Below are 15,652 nucleotides of genomic sequence, written 5' to 3'. Positions count from 1 at the left end.
ATTAGACCCCGATGATGTACTGAGCACGCTCGCCCGTCTCTTCGATAATAAACGTGATGCCGAAGAGGTTCTTTTGATTGGGATTGTTATCGAATTTAGCAGTCACAGTTGTCCCACTTTCCGTGATTTCGATACTCGAATTGAGATTCACGTATCCTTCTCCGACGACTGCATTTTCACTCAAGCCGCCGTCTCCGTTGCCAGTCATATTGGTCATCGTTGAAATATTCCCTCCACCGGGACCTGCGTAAAAGAAACTGTACCGAGTTTCACTAAAGTTCACGCTCTCATCAACAGCCTTGAAAGTCATTTCGATTGCACTATTAGGTTTGTCTAAGCTTTGTCCTTCGAGCTTCACCGTCCCGGCCGGGTTTATTTCGCCGGATGGGTTGGGGTATGCTCTCTCTTCTGGGGGGTCATTTTGTTTTGGTGAACTCCCCAGCCCTACTGGTGTACACCGAACCGTGTATTCGGTGTCATCGCTCGGTGTGAGTGTCACGGTAATCGTATTTCCGGACTTGGTGGCATCTGCATCCTCGAGAATTCTCTCCCACTCTGTATCACTGAGTTGCGATGGGAAGGAGATATTTAGTTGGTCACCAGATGCCACTTCAAAGGTCTGAATACCGGTTTCTCCGGGGTAGAATTGTAATGACTCACTACCCGAACTAGCGGTCGAAAATTCCTTAGAGACGAGTGGGAACAGTCTAATCGTGTTTTCGTCGATAAGTTGTTGGTCGTTTTTTACGAGCGGTCGATTTCCATCCGTCTCTCGATAGGTAATCCCGTTTTCGTAGACCAACGCTCCGGTACCACCTAGTTCGTTGTAGTTCGCTTTGTAACGAAGTACGGTGTTGTCTTCTCTACTATCATCTAATGCACATGCATCGACCGGGCTTCCATCATTCTCAACGACTACATCCCCAGATGGACCCGTCGACAACTGCCCCGAAACGGTCGGCGGATTGAGCGCGGCGGCCCGAACCGGATACCGAGTCCCCAACGTCACCGAAGTCGTCCGCGTCCTGCCGCTTGCGGCGGCGTTGCTAATCGCGGGCTGTATCTCGGCGAACTCGTTGCTCACCTGTGCGTCGTGGTTCGATTCGATTTCGGCGTTCTGCTGTGGCACGACGAACGCCTGATAGCTCCCCAATGCGAGGACGACGATGCCGAACAGCAGTATCGCTCCCAGTACTTCCGATACCGCACGATTGTTACCCCACCCCATACCAGTCTAATTCTACAGTGGTGATACATAAATGTTTCAACTGTCAGGGTGGTAGGACGCCGTTAAACGCGATTGACCGTTTTCTGAACGTGAAACCAACAGCAAAAGTTTAGGTGTGGTAACGTACATCATGTACGTATGTGGGGTGACGACAGCGAGGGGGACTCGGAGAGTCGTACAGGTGAGGAGGGGTTCGAAACAGCCTCCGACGGGGGCGTAACTGACAGTGAATCCACCGGAAAGCTGTCCGTAACGCATACTCCGAAGTCGGACCGTAGCGGACTCAGGGAAGCGTCTCGCATCTTCAGGGACTACATCGACCTCGTCGTCGGTGGTGACGATTCCCTCTCGGAGGTTCCCGGGACGGGCGTCGACCGACTTCCGATGGACGACCCGATTCGGGACCACCCGACGCGAATCGAGGTCATCGCCGACGTGGTGGAGTTCTCGGGTATCACGAACGAACTCCCGATCGAGACGCCCGACCCCGACGCCCTTCGCGAGGAGTGGTTCGATTTCAGTTATCTCCGCGCTCACGAGGAAGTGGAACGCTACTGGGTCAACGAGCCGTACGCGTACGTGTCGATTCTTCGGAGCGACGTCGACGGCGAACTCCACTACCGGGTGACGGAACCGGCGTTGGGGGCCTTCGAGGAGTACATCCTCGAGGAGTTGACGCGCATCCTTCGGAACAACCTGATGTACGAGGACCTCGGCAACGAGGCCGAACGCGCCTCGACGTTCGACCGGCGGGTCATCGAACTCATCGACGACCACACGGCGTCGCTGTCGGCGCTGTCGATTCACAAACTCGCCTACTACCTCCGTCGGGACTTCGTCGGCTACGAGCGAATCGACCCGTTGCTGTCGGACGATGCGGTCGAGGACATCTCCTGTGACGGGCGGAACCTGCCCGTGTTCGTCTACCACCGGGATTACCGCGACCTGGATACGAACATCACGTTCGGCGAGTCCGATCTACGCTCGTTCGTCACCCGACTGGCCCAGCGGGCCGGCAAACACCTCTCGGTGTCGAACCCACTCGTCGACGCGTCGCTACCGGACGGTTCTCGGGTGCAGTTGACCTTCGGCGGCGAAATCGCCACCCGGGGACCGAACTTCACGATTCGGCAGTTCTCGTCGGTGCCGGATACGCCGATCGACCTCATCAACTGGGGGACGTTCTCCGTCGAGCAAATGGCGTATCTGTGGCTCGCCATCGAGAACAACCGCTCGTTGATGTTCGCCGGGGGGACCGGCGCCGGCAAAACCACCTCGCTGAACGCGGTGTCGTTTTTCATCCCCAAGAAGAGTAAAATCGTCTCCATCGAGGACACTCAGGAGGTGTCGCTGCCGCACGAAAACTGGGTGCAGTCGCTGACGCGGGAGTCGGCGACCGCCGACGGTTCCGGGGAGGTGACGATGTACCAACAGCTCCAGACCGCCCTCCGGCAACGCCCCGAGTACCTGCTGGTCGGTGAGATTCGGACCGAATCCCGGGTCGCGCTCACGTTCTTCCAGGCGATGGCGACCGGACACACGGCGTACACGACGGTTCACTCCGAGTCCGTGATGGGCGTCATCAACCGACTGGAGAACGAACCGCTCAGCGTTCCGACCCAGATGATAAAGGAACTCGACATCATCTCGATTCAAAAACAGGTGCTGTTGGGCGACGAGCGCGTCCGGCGCAACCAGAACATCACCGAGTTAATCAGCGGCGGCGAGGGCGACGACATCCTCGCAAACGAGGTGTTCGAGTGGAATCCCAGAGACGACAGCTACAACGAGAAGTTCGATTCGAACGTTCTCGACGAAATCGCGGCCGACCGTGGGTGGTCGGCCAAGCAACTGCAGTCGGCTATCGACGGCCGAAAGCGGGTTCTGGAGTACCTCCTGGAGAACGACATCACGTGGTGGGAGGACGTCGCCCGCGTCATCCACTCGTTCATCGAAAACGAAGAGCGCGTGTTGGAGGCCATCGAAAACGGGGAACTCCAGCCGGCGGGAACGCTCGAAGAGGGGGTCTCCGACGAGGGAATATTCGAGGACGGACGATGAGCCACGACGACTCCGAGAGAGACGCGCCGGACCGACCGAAGGGGTCGGATGAGGCGGCTGACGGAACCACACTCAGCGACGGCGGAACCGAAGAGCGACTGCCGGTGCCGGAGTACGAACGAAAGCAGTACCTCCCCACGAGCGGCCTTCCGACCGCACGACGCAAGGTGTTGGTCGAGAAGTTCGGCCCAGTCCGAACGTACTTCAAAGCCCGCCCGGACGATCACTTCGGTCTCCAGCGTCGTCTCAATCAGGCCCGTCTCGGACTGTCCTACGACGTGTACCTGACGCGAACCGTGCTGTACTCGGTCCTCGTGGGGTTGCTGTGTGCGCTGTTGGGCCTCGGCTTGACGGTCGCGCTGTCGCGGTTGGGTGTCCTCGCGGGCATCGAATCGCCCATCTCGGTCTCCAGCGGGTCGGTGCTGTCCGATGTCGTGTTGTTCGTCGCCGCCAACCGGGTGTTCTTTTTCGGGGCGACCGCGACGCTCCTGTTGATGTTCCTCGGTGCAATGGTGACGTGGATTGCGCAGTATTACTACCCCTACATTCTGGTCGACAGTCGACGGCGGAACATCGACGTAATGCTGCCGCACGCCATCGTCTACATGTACGCGCTCTCCTACGGTGGGATGGACTTCATCACGGTGCTGAAGCGGATGGCCGAGGCCGAAGACACCTACGGTGAGGTGGCCCACGAGTTCGACATGGTCGTCCGCGACGTGGAGGTGTTCGGCAACGACCTGTTCACGGCGATACGCAACGCCCGGAACCTCACGGCCAGCGAGAACATGGAGACGTTCCTCGACGACATGCTCAGCGTCCTCGACAGCGGCGGGAACGTCACCGAGTTCCTCCGCGACGAGAGTGACAAGTACATGCAGCGGAGCCAAGAGGAACAGAAGCGGTTCCTCGAGACGCTGGCGATGCTCAGCGAAGTGTTCATCGTCGCCTTCGTCGCCGCGCCGCTGTTTCTCATCATCACGCTCATCATGATGACGTTCCTCGGCTCTGCAGGGTTCAGCATGCTGTTCGCCATCGTGTACTTGGTGATCCCGCTCGGGATGCTGGGGTTCATCGTCCTCGTGTCGATGCTCTCGGAGCCGTACCGCTCGCCGAACCACAGCGTGACCACGGATTCGGACCTCTCTTCGCCGACCGAGTGGTTCGACGACGAAACACAGCACACCATTATCCGACGAATCCGGCTCCGTCGCCGGCTCGACGAGTTCCTGTCGAGTCCGTTGAAGCCGCTGCGACGGCGGCCGGGGTTGACGCTTCTGTTCTCGGCCCCCCTCGCGGTCGCGTATCTGGCCGTTGCCGCCGTCGTCTTCGGGGCTCCGTCGGTCGATGGGATCCTCTCGACGCCGTTCCGGATGACGAGCCTGTTTTTCGTCGCGCCGTTTCTCATCGTGGCGACGCCGATGGCGTTCGTTCACGAGCAGAGTCGCCGACAGCGGCGCCACGTCGCGTCGCGGTTGCCCGACGCGCTCGACATCCTCGCGAGTTCGAACCAGATGGGCGTCTCGCTCGTCGAGGGGTTCGGATTGGTCGCCCGGAACGTGACCGGTCGCTTCGCCGAGGAACTCCGCCACGTCCGAAACGACATTCGCTGGAACCACGACATGCGCGGTGCGCTGTTGTCGATGGCCGACCGGATGGCCGTCCCGCAGTTGACTCGGACCTGCAAAATCCTCGCCGAGGGGAGTCGGTCGACCGGGAACCTCCATCAGGTGTTGAAAATCGCTGCCCAAGACACGCGACATCGCATCCAGATGGAGCGGGCCCGCGAACAGGAACTCCAGACGTACGTCGCGGTCGTCGCCATCGGCTTTCTCGTCTATCTCGGCACCGTCGTGGTCATCGACCAGAGTTTCCTCGCGCCGGTCATCGAACGCATCGGCGAGACCGAAAGCGGCGAACTCGACCAACTCATCAGCGTCGGCGCCGGCGACGTGTCGACGTACAACGCACTGTTCCTTCACTCGGCGCTTGTACAGGCCGTCGGGACCGGGCTCATCATCGGCGAACTCGCCGACAGCGACGTTCGAAGTGGTCTCAAATACAGCATCGCCCTGGTGCTCGTCGCGCTGGCGGTGTTCGCGTTCGTGTAGTCACTCCTCGTCGTCGGACGCTTCCGCCTCGCCTCTCGTCCCGCCCTCCTCGAACAGGAGGTACACGAACAGCACGAACAGGCCGGCTTGGACGACTTTGTCGACGATGCCCAGAGTCAGCATTGGCGCGCCGTCGAGAACCCAGACGATGGTCATCACGCTGATGTAAATCGCCCCGACGAGGTACAACACGGGACTCCAGAAATTCGTAAAGAAAACGACGAAGCCGGCGAGGAGCCCCAGCCCCAGCACCGCGAAGATGTGGTTGCCCGTCGTCGTCGCCAACGCGAGGTGGATGGCGGCGCTGACGAACGACAGGACGACGAGGGCTGCTCTCGGGAGCGTCCACTCGACGGCTCGCAACTCGAAACTCTCGGCAGCCATTGCCCCGGCTTCTGCGGGGAGTCACTAAAATGGCGACGATTCGTCACGGCGGTGACAGGCCGCCGAGCTGCCGGGGGTTTCGTGGGTCTCGGGTTCGCGGCGCTCACACACCGTGGTGAACGACGTTTCCAGTTGCTCCAGCGCGGCCCCCTCGTCACCAGCGAGGAGGGCATCGAGCGCTGACGAAAGCGCCCGCTCGGCGTCGCCGTCGGAGAGGGGGTCGGGAACGCCGTATCGCTCCCGGAGCGCCGTCCGGAGGCGTTCGTTGTCGTCGTCATCCAGTCGCCCTCGAAGCCGTTCGACGTCGATGTCGTCGGCGGTGACGGCGAGTCGCAAGTCCAGTACTGTCCGGAACGTTTCGGCGTCGATGTCGAACGCCTCGGGCGGGATGACCACGGGACAGCGGGTGTGGAACCGACAGCCCGATGGTGGGTCGGCGGGGTCCGGCACGTCGCCGCCGAGCGGTTTCGCCGCCCCGCGCTCGCCGGGATCGAGCGTCGGCACGGCGTCGACCAGCGCCTGCGTGTAGGGGTGTTGTGGGTTCTCGAAGACGGCCTCGACCGGCCCTCGTTCGACGATTTCGCCGAGATACATGACGGCGACGCGGTCACAGAACCGACGGACCGTGCGGATGTCGTGGCTGATAAAGAGGATGGCGAGGTCGTGGCGGGCCTGCAACGTTTCGAGCAGCGAGAGGATTCGCGTCTGGACGCGCTCGTCGAGGGCGCTCGTGGGTTCGTCGGCCACGAGCAAATCGGGGTCGAAGACGAGCGCCCGCGCGAGCGCGAGGCGCTGCTTCTGCCCACCTGAGAACTCGTGTGGGTAGCGATCGGCCGTCTCGGGGTCGATTCCGACCCGTTCGAGGCGGTCGGCGACGAGTTCCTCGCGGCGCTCGACGTCGCTCACGCCGTGGATGTCCATCGGCTCTGCGACGGAGTCGCCGATCGGAATCCGGGGATTGAACGCCTCGTCGGGGTTCTGCAACAGCAACTGCGCGCGCCGGCGAAACCGGTTCAACTCGGCGTCGTCGAACGACCCCACCGACTCCCCGTCGAAGCGCACCACTCCGTCTGTCGGCGATTCGAGGTGCAACAGCGACCGCGCGGCGGTCGATTTGCCACACCCCGACTCGCCGACGAGCGCGAGGGTCTCGCCGCGCCGCAACTCCAGGTCGATGCCGTCGACGGCTTTGACGTGGCCGACCGTCCGGCGAAGGAACCCACGTTTGACCGGATAGTGTTTTTTCAGGTCCCGAACCGATAACAGGGGGTCGCCGTCGCTCACGACCCCTCACCTCCGAGCGCCCCGATGTCGTAATCGGGGCCGTAGAAGACGCAGGCGACTTCGTGGCCCGCATCACCGTTGGCGGCGTGGAACGAGGGATAGCCGTCCGCACAGTCGGAGACGGCGTGGGGGCACTCCGAGCGGAACGGACAGCCGCCGTCGGCGGGTGTCGGGCGGTCGTCGGTGCCCTCGGCGTCTCCCCGAAGCGACCGGAACAGAAGCCGGGTGTAAGGGTGGGCCGGCCGGTCGAACAGCGCCCCGACGCCGCCGCGTTCCATCACACGACCGCCGTAGAGGACGACCACCCGGTCGGCCAACTCCGCGACGACGCCGAGGTCGTGAGTGACGAGCAACACCGCGAGGTCGCGGTCAGAACTCAACTCCCGGAGGAGTTCCAGCAGGCCGGCCTGTAGCGTCACGTCCAGCGCCGTCGTCGGTTCGTCGGCCACGAGCAGGTCGGGGTCGGCCGCCAGTGCCACGGCGATGGCGACCCGCTGTCGCATCCCGCCGGAGAGTTGGTGTGGGTAGGCGTCGATGCGCTCTGCGGGGGCGGCAATACCCACGTCCTCGAGTAGGGAGACGGCGCGAGCCCTCGCCTCGCTCCGGGAGGCGTCGTCGTGGAGGCGTATCGCCTCGATTATTTGGTCGCCGACGGAGTAGACGGGGTCAAGACTCGTCCCCGGTTGCTGGAAGACGTGGGCGATTCGGTCCCCGCGGACCGACCGGAGCGTCCGGTCGTCGCAGTCGGTCAACTCCCGGCCGTCGAAGCGGACCGACCCCTCGACCGCCGCGCCGTCTGCGATTCGAGTCAGCGCCTCACAGGCTGCCGTCTTCCCCGACCCCGTCTCACCGACGAGACAGACGACTTCGCCGCGATCGACGGTGAAGTCGACGCCGTCGACGGCTTCGACAGGCCCTTCGTCGGTCGGGAACTCGACGCGGAGTCCCTCGACCGACAACAGCGTCATCGTCCACCTCGTGGGTCGAGGGCGTCTCTGAGTCCGTCGCCGACCACCTTGCAAGCGACGACCATCGCGGCGAGGGTGACGACCGCGGGCGGGGCGACCCACCACTGCTCCCAAATCGGCGCCAACTCGGGGTCGGTCGCGACCGCGACGGTACGCCCCCACGACAGCAAATCCGGGTTCGTAAGGCTGAGATAGGCGATGGCAGCCTCGGTCAACACGAGGACGGGAACGAGATGTGCCGTCGCCGTCACGACGGCGTTGGAGACGTTCGGAAGCAGGTGTCGACGCAGGAGGTGGCCGGTGTCGGCACCGAGGTTCCGGGCGGCCAGCACGTAGCCCATCTCCGAGCGCTGGCGTGTCTCACTGCGCACGAGGCGGGCGGCGCTTCCCCAACTGAACACGGCGAAGAGGGCGACGAACATCGCCAGACTACGACTGGAGAGGCTGGCCAACAGGATGTAGACGATGACCGCGGGCAAGGTCTGTTGGGCGTCGATGCCGGTCACGAGGGCGTCGTCGACCCGACCGCCGCGATACCCCGACACGAGGCCGATGAGCGTCGCCAGCGGCACGACGAGGCCGACCGCGATGAACGACAGCATCGTCGCGATGCGGGCCCCCGAGAACACCAACGCGAGTACGTCCCGACCGAAGTGGTCGGTGCCCAGCGGGTACCGGAGGGAGCCGTGACACCGTCCCTCGGCTACCGGTCCGACGCAGTCGGTGACCGCCGAGGTGGGGACGGAGGCGAAAAGCGGCGGTTGTGTCGAGTGCAGGAGGTTGTGGGAGGTGGGGCGGACGAAGGGGCCGAAAAGCCCCGACAGCAGGATAGCGAGGAGGACGACCAGGGCGACGACCGCCCCTGTGTCGCGTCGGAATCGCCGCCACACCCGCAGGGAGCGCCGGCGGTTCCCCGCGACCGAAACGGCGATGGCGAGGACGACCGCGACCGACAGGAGGAACAGCCATTCCAGTCGCTCGACGCTCCAGCCGAAGACGAGGTACGCCCCGGGGAGATAGCGGTCGTAGAGGTACAGTGCGGTGACGGTTCCGAGGCCGGCGAACAGCGTCGCGAGCGGCGCGGAGAGGTGCCGGTCGTCGCTTGACTCGCGCGGTTCGAACGTCGGCATCCGGTCGGGCGGCATGGAGGGCGGAACGTCTCTACGGGGTGGCCGCGCACACAAAACTTTAACCCCCTCGTGGCCTGTTGACTCGCCACGATGCCCTCCAGTCGTCAGCACGCCCGCCGTTCGGGGGTGGTTCCGTGAACACGACGCGACTGCTCGCCCGCCGCCTGCTGTTTTCGGTCGTCGTGGTGTGGCTCGTCCTCTCGTCGACGTTCCTGCTCGTCGTCGTCGCACCGGATTCCCAACTCGGTGGGCTCCTCGGTGCGGCGGCCTACGGCGGGGCCGACGAGGCCGAACTCGAAGCCATCGAAGAGCGGTACCTCGAACAGCGGGGACAGGACCGCCCGATAAGCGCCCGGTACGCCGAGTGGATGACGACGATTCCGACGTTCCAGTGGGGCGAGTCGTTCGTCACGGGAGAACCGGTCCGTGAGATGGTCGCCGACGGGCTCTGGCGGACCGCCCAGTACGTCGTTCCAGCGACGGTGCTCGCGGTGCTTTCGGGCATCGCTTTGGGATTGTACGGTGCCCTCACTCCCGGGTCGAGGGGTGACCGCCTCGGCCGACTCGGTGCCTACGTCGCACTCGCGGTGCCGAACTTCTTCCTCGGCTTTCTCGTGTTGCTTACCTTCGGGGACTTCACCCTCTATGCGGAGTACGGCACCATCGCCGACAACGTCTGGACGAAACACGTCTTCCCGGTCGTGTTGCTGTCGACGACGCTGACCGGTGCGATGGTGAGTTACACGCGGGCGAGCGCGAACGAACACGTCGACACGGCGTTCGTGAAGTTGGTCAGAGCGAAGGGAGGCTCCGACCGGCGGGTGGCGCGTCACGTCCTGAAAAACGCCGCACCGCCGCTGTTCGCGCTGCTGTTCGCCGAACTGCTGGCCGCCCTGCTCGTCGCCGTCTTCGTCATCGAATCGGTGTTCGGCATCGACGGCTTCGGGTCGCTCGTGCTCACCTCCGTCTACGACCGCGACGTGCCCGTCCTGTTGGCGATAACGTACGTCGTCGTACTGGTTGGCGTCGTCGGAAATCTCCTGCAGGATTTCGTCTCGGCGACGCTCGACCCCCGAACCGAGTCGTGACTACTGGACGAGCGTCGACAGCACCTTTCCCTCGACCTTTCGGAGGTGTTCGCCGACGGTGCCCGCCGAGACGCCCACCTCGCCGGCGATGTCCTCGTGGGTCGCGTTGCGCGGCACCTCGTAGTACCCCATCTCGACGGCGGCCTCCAGTATCTCCTGTTGGCGTTCGGTGAGCACCGAAAACAGTTGCTCGGAGTCGGGGTGGTAGTCGCCGATGCCTTCCAGCGACAGGGTCAGTGAGTCCGGAATCGAGTCGACGACCCGCTGGATGGTGCCGTCGTCGCCGACGAGCGTCACCCGGACGCCGCCCGACTCCAGACAGTCGATGGGCGTCTTCAGGACGATCTCGTTGTCCTGTGTAATCGACAGCAGGCGTCGGACCGTCTCCGTGGGCTGGAAGTGGATGTACGCCAACCCCTCGTGGTCGCCGGAGACGTCGTGGGCGATGACGTCGTCCTGCTCGTCCAATATCTCGGCGACGGCGTCGAGACTTCCCCGGACGCTGTACAGCGACACGCAACTGCCGTCCGAGAGGAGGTTTATCTGGTGAATCGCGTCCCGGGTGACCGTCGGGTCGCCGGCGAGTGCTTGGTCCGCCGGCTGGAGGCCCCCTCCCTCCGGCGAGATGACGACGGTCGCATAGCGCATACCCCCAGGTGCGCGCCGGGGTGCCTTAGTGTTGTGCTCACACATCGCTTTTAAACACCCCTCGGATGGCGGGCGACACGACGATTGCTCGTTCCGCCCTCCGTGGTGGTATGACGCAGATAGAAGACACGACCCGAGAAATGCGAATCGACCCCGACACCGTCGGCGGTGGCTACTTCAAACACGCCGTCTACAACCACTGGGACCCATACGAGGACATTGAACAGGAATTGTTGGAGCAAGACCGGAAACGACTCGTCGAAAGCGAAGAACTGGACGAGTCGGCGTTCGGCGATTTGATGCAGACCGTCGCGCTGTTCGGCGCCGGCGAGGAGGCGGTCACGGAGGACCTCGCGCCGCTGATGCTCACGCTGGACGACATCAACGACCAGATGTTCGTCTCCAGCCAGATTTACGAGGAGGCAAAACACACCCAGTTCTTCGACCGTTACTGGCGAGAGGTCATCCTGCCGGTCGCCGAAGAACGCGGCTGGGAGCAGGTCGCCCCGACCGACCAGCGGTTCTTCCTCGACGGTTACATCGAGTTATTCGACCGGACCGAAGAGGCGATGGAGACGCTTCTGACCGACGACACTCCCGAAAACCGCGTGCGTGCGTACTGCCATTACCACCTCGTCGTCGAGTCCGTGCTGGCTCAGACCGGCTACTACGGCATCACCTCCTCGATGTCGGAGCGAGGAAGCGACGACGTGGCCAAAGAGGACCTCCCACATCTCGATGGACTGGTGAAAGGCATCTCCTTCATCCGCTCCGACGAGGGCCGACACGTCGGCTTCGGGATGCAGAAGGTCCAGGCTCACCTCGCCGAAGACGGCGTCGACGAGCAAATCGTCCGGGACACACTTCAGGAACTGATGCCGCTCGTCGCCGAGACGGTCAGTGCGACCGACGAGGTCATCAACCCACTACCGCTGGTCGACTACGCCAGCGAGAAGCTCACCCGCCGCATCGAAATCATCACCGACCAGCAGGCGACGATTCCGGACGTCGAAGAACTCGTCGCCCTCGACGACGAGCCCGCTGCGGCCGACTGATTCAGCCGGTTTCCTTCGTCTCAGCGACAGAAACGAAGATTTCGTTTCGCCTCGCCAAGGGGTGTTAGAGAATCCCAATCCCTTAAAGACTCCAAACAGTCTAGCCAGTATTAACATTATAATTCATAAGGGTTTTGTACCAGTCCCCGCTCTTCACGAGTGCACAAGATGAGTGACTCCCAGCCCCGCTTCCCGGAGACCCGTTCGGAGGATTCGGGGCTAGAGGAACTCAGGAACCAAATCCGGCGACTCGAAGGCGCTGCCGTTCGGTCCCGGTAATCTACATCCAACCATGGCACACGACAACGACGGAGAGGACAAGGTCGCAAGCCGAGTCCAGAACACCGAATCGATCGTTCGAGACGTTGACAACCCGGCCGCTCGCGAACTCCGCGAGAAGTTCGAGAAGCAGGACTTCACGTTCGCGCCCGGTCTCTACCACGCCCTCGACGCCCGCCTCGCCGAGATGGCCGGCCTCGACGCCGCGTACATGTCGGGCTACTCGACGGTTCTGGGCCAGTTCGGCTTCCCGGACCTCGAGATGGTCACGATGACCGAGATGGTCGAGAACGCAAAGCGCATCGTCGAAGCGACGAACCTGCCGGTCGTCGCCGACGCTGACACCGGCTACGGTGGCATCCACAACGTCCGCCGAGCCGTCCGAGAGTACGAGAAGGCCGGCGTCGCTGCAGTCCACATCGAGGACCAGACGACGCCCAAGCGCTGTGGCCACATCGCTGGCAAGCAGATCGTCTCCCGAGAGGACGCCAAGGCCCGCTTCAGCGCGGCCGTCGACGCCAAGCAGTCCGAAGACACCGTCATCATCGCCCGAACGGACGCCTACGGCTCCGCCAACGGCGACTGGGAAGAGCACCTCGAGCGTGGCCGCATCTACGCCGACGCCGGCGTCGACCTCGTCTGGCCCGAGATGCCCGACCCGTCCCGCGAGGACGCCGTCAACTACGCCGAGACCATCCACGAGACCCACCCCGACCTGGACCTCGCGTTCAACTACTCCAGCTCCTTCGCGTGGAGCGAGGAGGAGGACCCGCTCACGTTCCAGGAACTGGGTGATCTCGGCTACCAGTACATCTTCATCACGCTGTACGCCCTGCACTCCGGCGCACACGCCGTCTACGAGGACATGGCGAACATCGCCGAGAACGACGAGGAAGCACAGTTCGACCTCGAAGGTCGCTACCTCGGCCACGAAACCGAGAGCCACCACGAGCTTTCGTTCGTCTCCCGCTTCCAGGACATCGAGGCGCAGTTCGACCCCGAGGCCAAGGAACGGATGGAGAAGTCCGCGGGCTTCACCGAGGACGAGAACGAGCCGCTCACGTCCGAGCAGGACGACGACTAACGGCTCCCTCGACCGACGAGTTTCCTTTCTTTCGACGCACGCCGAGTCACTACTGTACCCGCCGATAGGACCGTCAATGAAGCCGATTCGGCCACCTTTAATAACCGCGGGTGAATCTCTCCGAGTGACTCAGATGACTGCAATCGACAAACGACGACACGAGCGGAAGTTCGTCCGAACGTTCTTCACGACCCCGACTGCTGTCGAGGGCGAAGACGACTCCGCGAAGATGCTCGCAAACGCCTCCCAGCTCCGCGGCATGCAGGCCCCCGACGTGTGGGTCCCGGACAACGAGGACGCCACCGCGCCGAACATGCGCGACGAGGGCGCCCAGAACATCATCGACGTGGTTTCGGAGAACGGCGCCGACTTCCCCGGCGAGATTCACCCCCGCGTCGTCTGGCACCGCGACAGCCCCGAGACGCGCTATCAGGGCTTCCAGCACATGCTCGAAATCGCCGACCCCGCAAACGGCGCCGTCGACGACATCGACGGCTTCGTCATCCCGGAAGTCGGCGACATCGATGACTGGAAGAAGGCCGACGAGTTCTTCACCATCGTCGAGAACGAACACGGCCTCGAGGAAGGCAGCCTCAAGATGTCGGTCATCATCGAGAGCGGGTCGGCCGAACTCGCGATGGGCAAGCTCCGCGACGAGATGGGCAAGCCGACCAACAACCTCGAACGCATGTTCCTGCTCGTCGACGGCGAAGTCGACTACACCAAGGACATGCGCGCCATCACGCCCACCGGCGAACTGCCGGAGTGGAAGGAACTCCGCCACAACACCTCCCGCGGCGCAAGCGCCAACGGCCTCATCGCCGTCGACGGTCCCTTTGACGACATCCGCAACGTCGAGGGGTACCACGACCGCATCGAGGCGAACAACGCCATGGGGATGCTCGGTATCTGGTCGCTGACGCCCGGTCAGGTCGTCGAGGCCAACCAGTCGCCGCTGCCGCCCGCCGAGGGGAGCTGGCTCATCGACGCCGACGGCCGCGAGGTCGAACTCGAAAGCGTCGACGGCGTCGAAGCCTACGAGGGCGACCGCATCAGTCTCGAAGAGACCGGCGACGGCTACACGCTGACGGTCGGCTCCGATACCTACGAACTCGACGACGAGGAGGCGCTCCACGAGGAGCTGCTCGGCCTGCTCGATTACGTCCCCAGCATGGACGACATCGTCGACTCCATGGAGGAGTTCGAGGCCGCCAAGGAAGCCGGCAAGGGCGCAATCGCGATGACCCAGTCGGCGACCGTCCGCATCGACGGCGTCGAGGTCGACGTCGCCAAGGACCGCATGTGGGACGAGGCGACCTACCAGGCCCTCATGACGCCCATCGCGCTGTTCCAGGACGTCTACGAGAACCGCCCCGACCAGCACGACGACCTCGCGGAACTGTACAGCGAGGACGTCGTCGAGCGCGCGGTCGAAGTCGGTAACTGAGGACACGCGTCTCATTTCTTTCGACGCCGGGCCGACACTGCCAAGAGTCGGCGGGCCTCTCGTCTCGGTATGCGCGCCTTTCGGGTGGCCTACGACGGGACCGGCTATCGAGGGTATCAGCGCCAGCCTCACGGCAACACCGTCGAAGATACGCTGTTCGAGGCGCTGTCGGACCTCGGTGTCGGCTTCGAAGACGGGTCGCCGGTCGGCTACGCCGCCGCGGGTCGGACCGACGCCGGTGTCTCCGCCCGCGCCCAGACGGTCGCCTTCGAGGCACCCGAGTGGCTCCGGCCGCGGGCGCTCAACGGCGAACTGCCGGCCGACGTGCGGGCGTGGGCCGACGCCGACGTTCCGGCGTCGTTTCACGCCACCCACGACGCCGTCGAGCGGACGTATCGGTACTTCCTGTACGCGCCGGACCTCGATGTCGAGCGGGCCGCCGAGGTCTGTAGGCGACTCTCCGGGGAACACGACTTCCACAACCTCACGCCCGACGAGACGGGAACCGAAAGGGACCTCTCGGTGGGCGTCGAACGCGAGGGCCCGTTCCTCGTCGTCGACTGTCGGGCCGGCGGGTTCGCTCGGGAACTCGTCCGACGGGTGGTGTCGTTGCTCGAAGCCCTCGCGACCGGCGAGCGCGAGGCGGGGTTCCTCGACAGGGTCCTCTCGGCGGAGCGGCTCTCCGGCCCCGAGGGGGTCGCCCCTGCTGCTCCCGAACCGCTGGTGTTGCTCGACGTTCGCTATCCCGGTATCGAGTTCACTGTCGACGCGACCGCTGCCGAGAGCGCCCACGAAGTGTTTGACCGGCGGCGCCGAGAGCGGTTGACGGGCGTACGTGTCGCGGAGACCCTCGCCGGCGACTGCCAGCGGGAATGACGACGGGTT

13 protein-coding genes are annotated in these 15,652 nt (G+C 63.7%); 7 read left to right on the top strand and 6 right to left on the bottom strand.

Going from position 1 to position 15,652, the window contains the following annotated elements; genetic code table 11:
* Nucleotide 1: 1 nt before the first annotated feature.
* Nucleotides 2-1,228, bottom strand: coding sequence for a DUF7289 family protein (locus tag HWX69_RS16280; protein WP_178918090.1), 1,227 nt, complete (start codon nt 1,226-1,228; stop codon nt 2-4).
* 138 nt (nt 1,229-1,366) lie between these two features.
* On the opposite strand from HWX69_RS16280, the gene HWX69_RS16275 reads away from it, so the two are divergent.
* Nucleotides 1,367-3,289, top strand: coding sequence for a type II/IV secretion system ATPase subunit (locus tag HWX69_RS16275; RefSeq protein ID WP_218644809.1), 1,923 nt, complete (start codon nt 1,367-1,369; stop codon nt 3,287-3,289).
* The gene (locus HWX69_RS16270) at nt 3,286-5,400 is read left to right on the top strand and encodes a type II secretion system F family protein (protein WP_178918089.1); all 2,115 of its coding nucleotides are present in this window, start codon (nt 3,286-3,288) and stop codon (nt 5,398-5,400) included. The genes HWX69_RS16275 and HWX69_RS16270 overlap by 4 nt, the downstream gene beginning before the upstream one ends.
* Here the strand turns inward: HWX69_RS16270 and HWX69_RS16265 are convergent, their stop codons facing one another.
* From HWX69_RS16265 to HWX69_RS16250, 4 genes are read right to left on the bottom strand one after another with little or no spacing between them, the layout of a single operon-like run.
* Nucleotides 5,401-5,784, bottom strand: coding sequence for a DUF7475 family protein (locus tag HWX69_RS16265; RefSeq protein ID WP_178918088.1), 384 nt, complete (start codon nt 5,782-5,784; stop codon nt 5,401-5,403).
* 24 nt (nt 5,785-5,808) lie between these two features.
* A complete protein-coding gene (locus HWX69_RS16260; RefSeq protein ID WP_178918087.1) occupies nt 5,809-7,068 on the bottom strand; it encodes an oligopeptide/dipeptide ABC transporter ATP-binding protein in 1,260 nt (419 codons plus the stop codon).
* Nucleotides 7,065-8,036, bottom strand: a complete 972-nt coding sequence (locus HWX69_RS16255; protein WP_178918086.1) for an ABC transporter ATP-binding protein — start codon at nt 8,034-8,036, stop codon at nt 7,065-7,067. The genes HWX69_RS16260 and HWX69_RS16255 overlap by 4 nt, the downstream gene beginning before the upstream one ends.
* Complete coding sequence (locus tag HWX69_RS16250) at nt 8,033-9,181, bottom strand: ABC transporter permease (RefSeq protein WP_178918085.1); 1,149 nt, start codon at nt 9,179-9,181, stop codon at nt 8,033-8,035. Before HWX69_RS16250 ends, HWX69_RS16255 begins: the two co-directional genes overlap by 4 nt.
* Nucleotides 9,182-9,300: 119 nt before the next feature.
* Between HWX69_RS16250 and HWX69_RS16245 the strand changes: the two genes are divergently transcribed.
* Nucleotides 9,301-10,254, top strand: a complete 954-nt coding sequence (locus HWX69_RS16245) for an ABC transporter permease subunit (protein WP_178918084.1) — start codon at nt 9,301-9,303, stop codon at nt 10,252-10,254.
* On the opposite strand, the gene HWX69_RS16240 is transcribed toward HWX69_RS16245, so the two are convergent.
* Nucleotides 10,255-10,902, bottom strand: a complete 648-nt coding sequence (locus HWX69_RS16240; protein WP_178918083.1) for a helix-turn-helix domain-containing protein — start codon at nt 10,900-10,902, stop codon at nt 10,255-10,257.
* A 110-nt stretch (nt 10,903-11,012) separates the two neighbouring features.
* On the opposite strand from HWX69_RS16240, the gene HWX69_RS16235 reads away from it, so the two are divergent.
* The 4 genes from HWX69_RS16235 (at nt 11,013) to truA (ending at nt 15,643) form a co-directional block, all read left to right on the top strand.
* Entirely contained in the window at nt 11,013-11,957 is a 945-nt protein-coding gene (locus tag HWX69_RS16235) for a ferritin family protein (protein WP_246286527.1), read from the top strand.
* Nucleotides 11,958-12,249: 292 nt separating this feature from the next.
* Entirely contained in the window at nt 12,250-13,320 is a 1,071-nt protein-coding gene (gene aceA / locus HWX69_RS16230) for an isocitrate lyase (protein WP_218644808.1), read from the top strand.
* 142 nt (nt 13,321-13,462) lie between these two features.
* On the top strand, nt 13,463-14,767 hold the full coding sequence (aceB, locus tag HWX69_RS16225; protein ID WP_178918363.1) for a malate synthase AceB: 1,305 nt from the start codon (nt 13,463-13,465) through the stop codon (nt 14,765-14,767).
* 69 nt (nt 14,768-14,836) lie between these two features.
* Nucleotides 14,837-15,643: a tRNA pseudouridine(38-40) synthase TruA gene (gene truA / locus HWX69_RS16220; protein ID WP_178918082.1), complete on the top strand. Its 807-nt coding sequence runs from the start codon at nt 14,837-14,839 to the stop codon at nt 15,641-15,643.
* The last annotated feature ends 9 nt before the right edge of the window (nt 15,644-15,652 follow it).

The organism is Natronomonas gomsonensis, from assembly GCF_013391635.1.
GTDB lineage: Archaea > Halobacteriota > Halobacteria > Halobacteriales > Haloarculaceae > Natronomonas > Natronomonas gomsonensis_A.
Note: the sequence above shows the minus strand (reverse complement) of the source record. Positions and strands in the feature narration are given on the sequence as shown.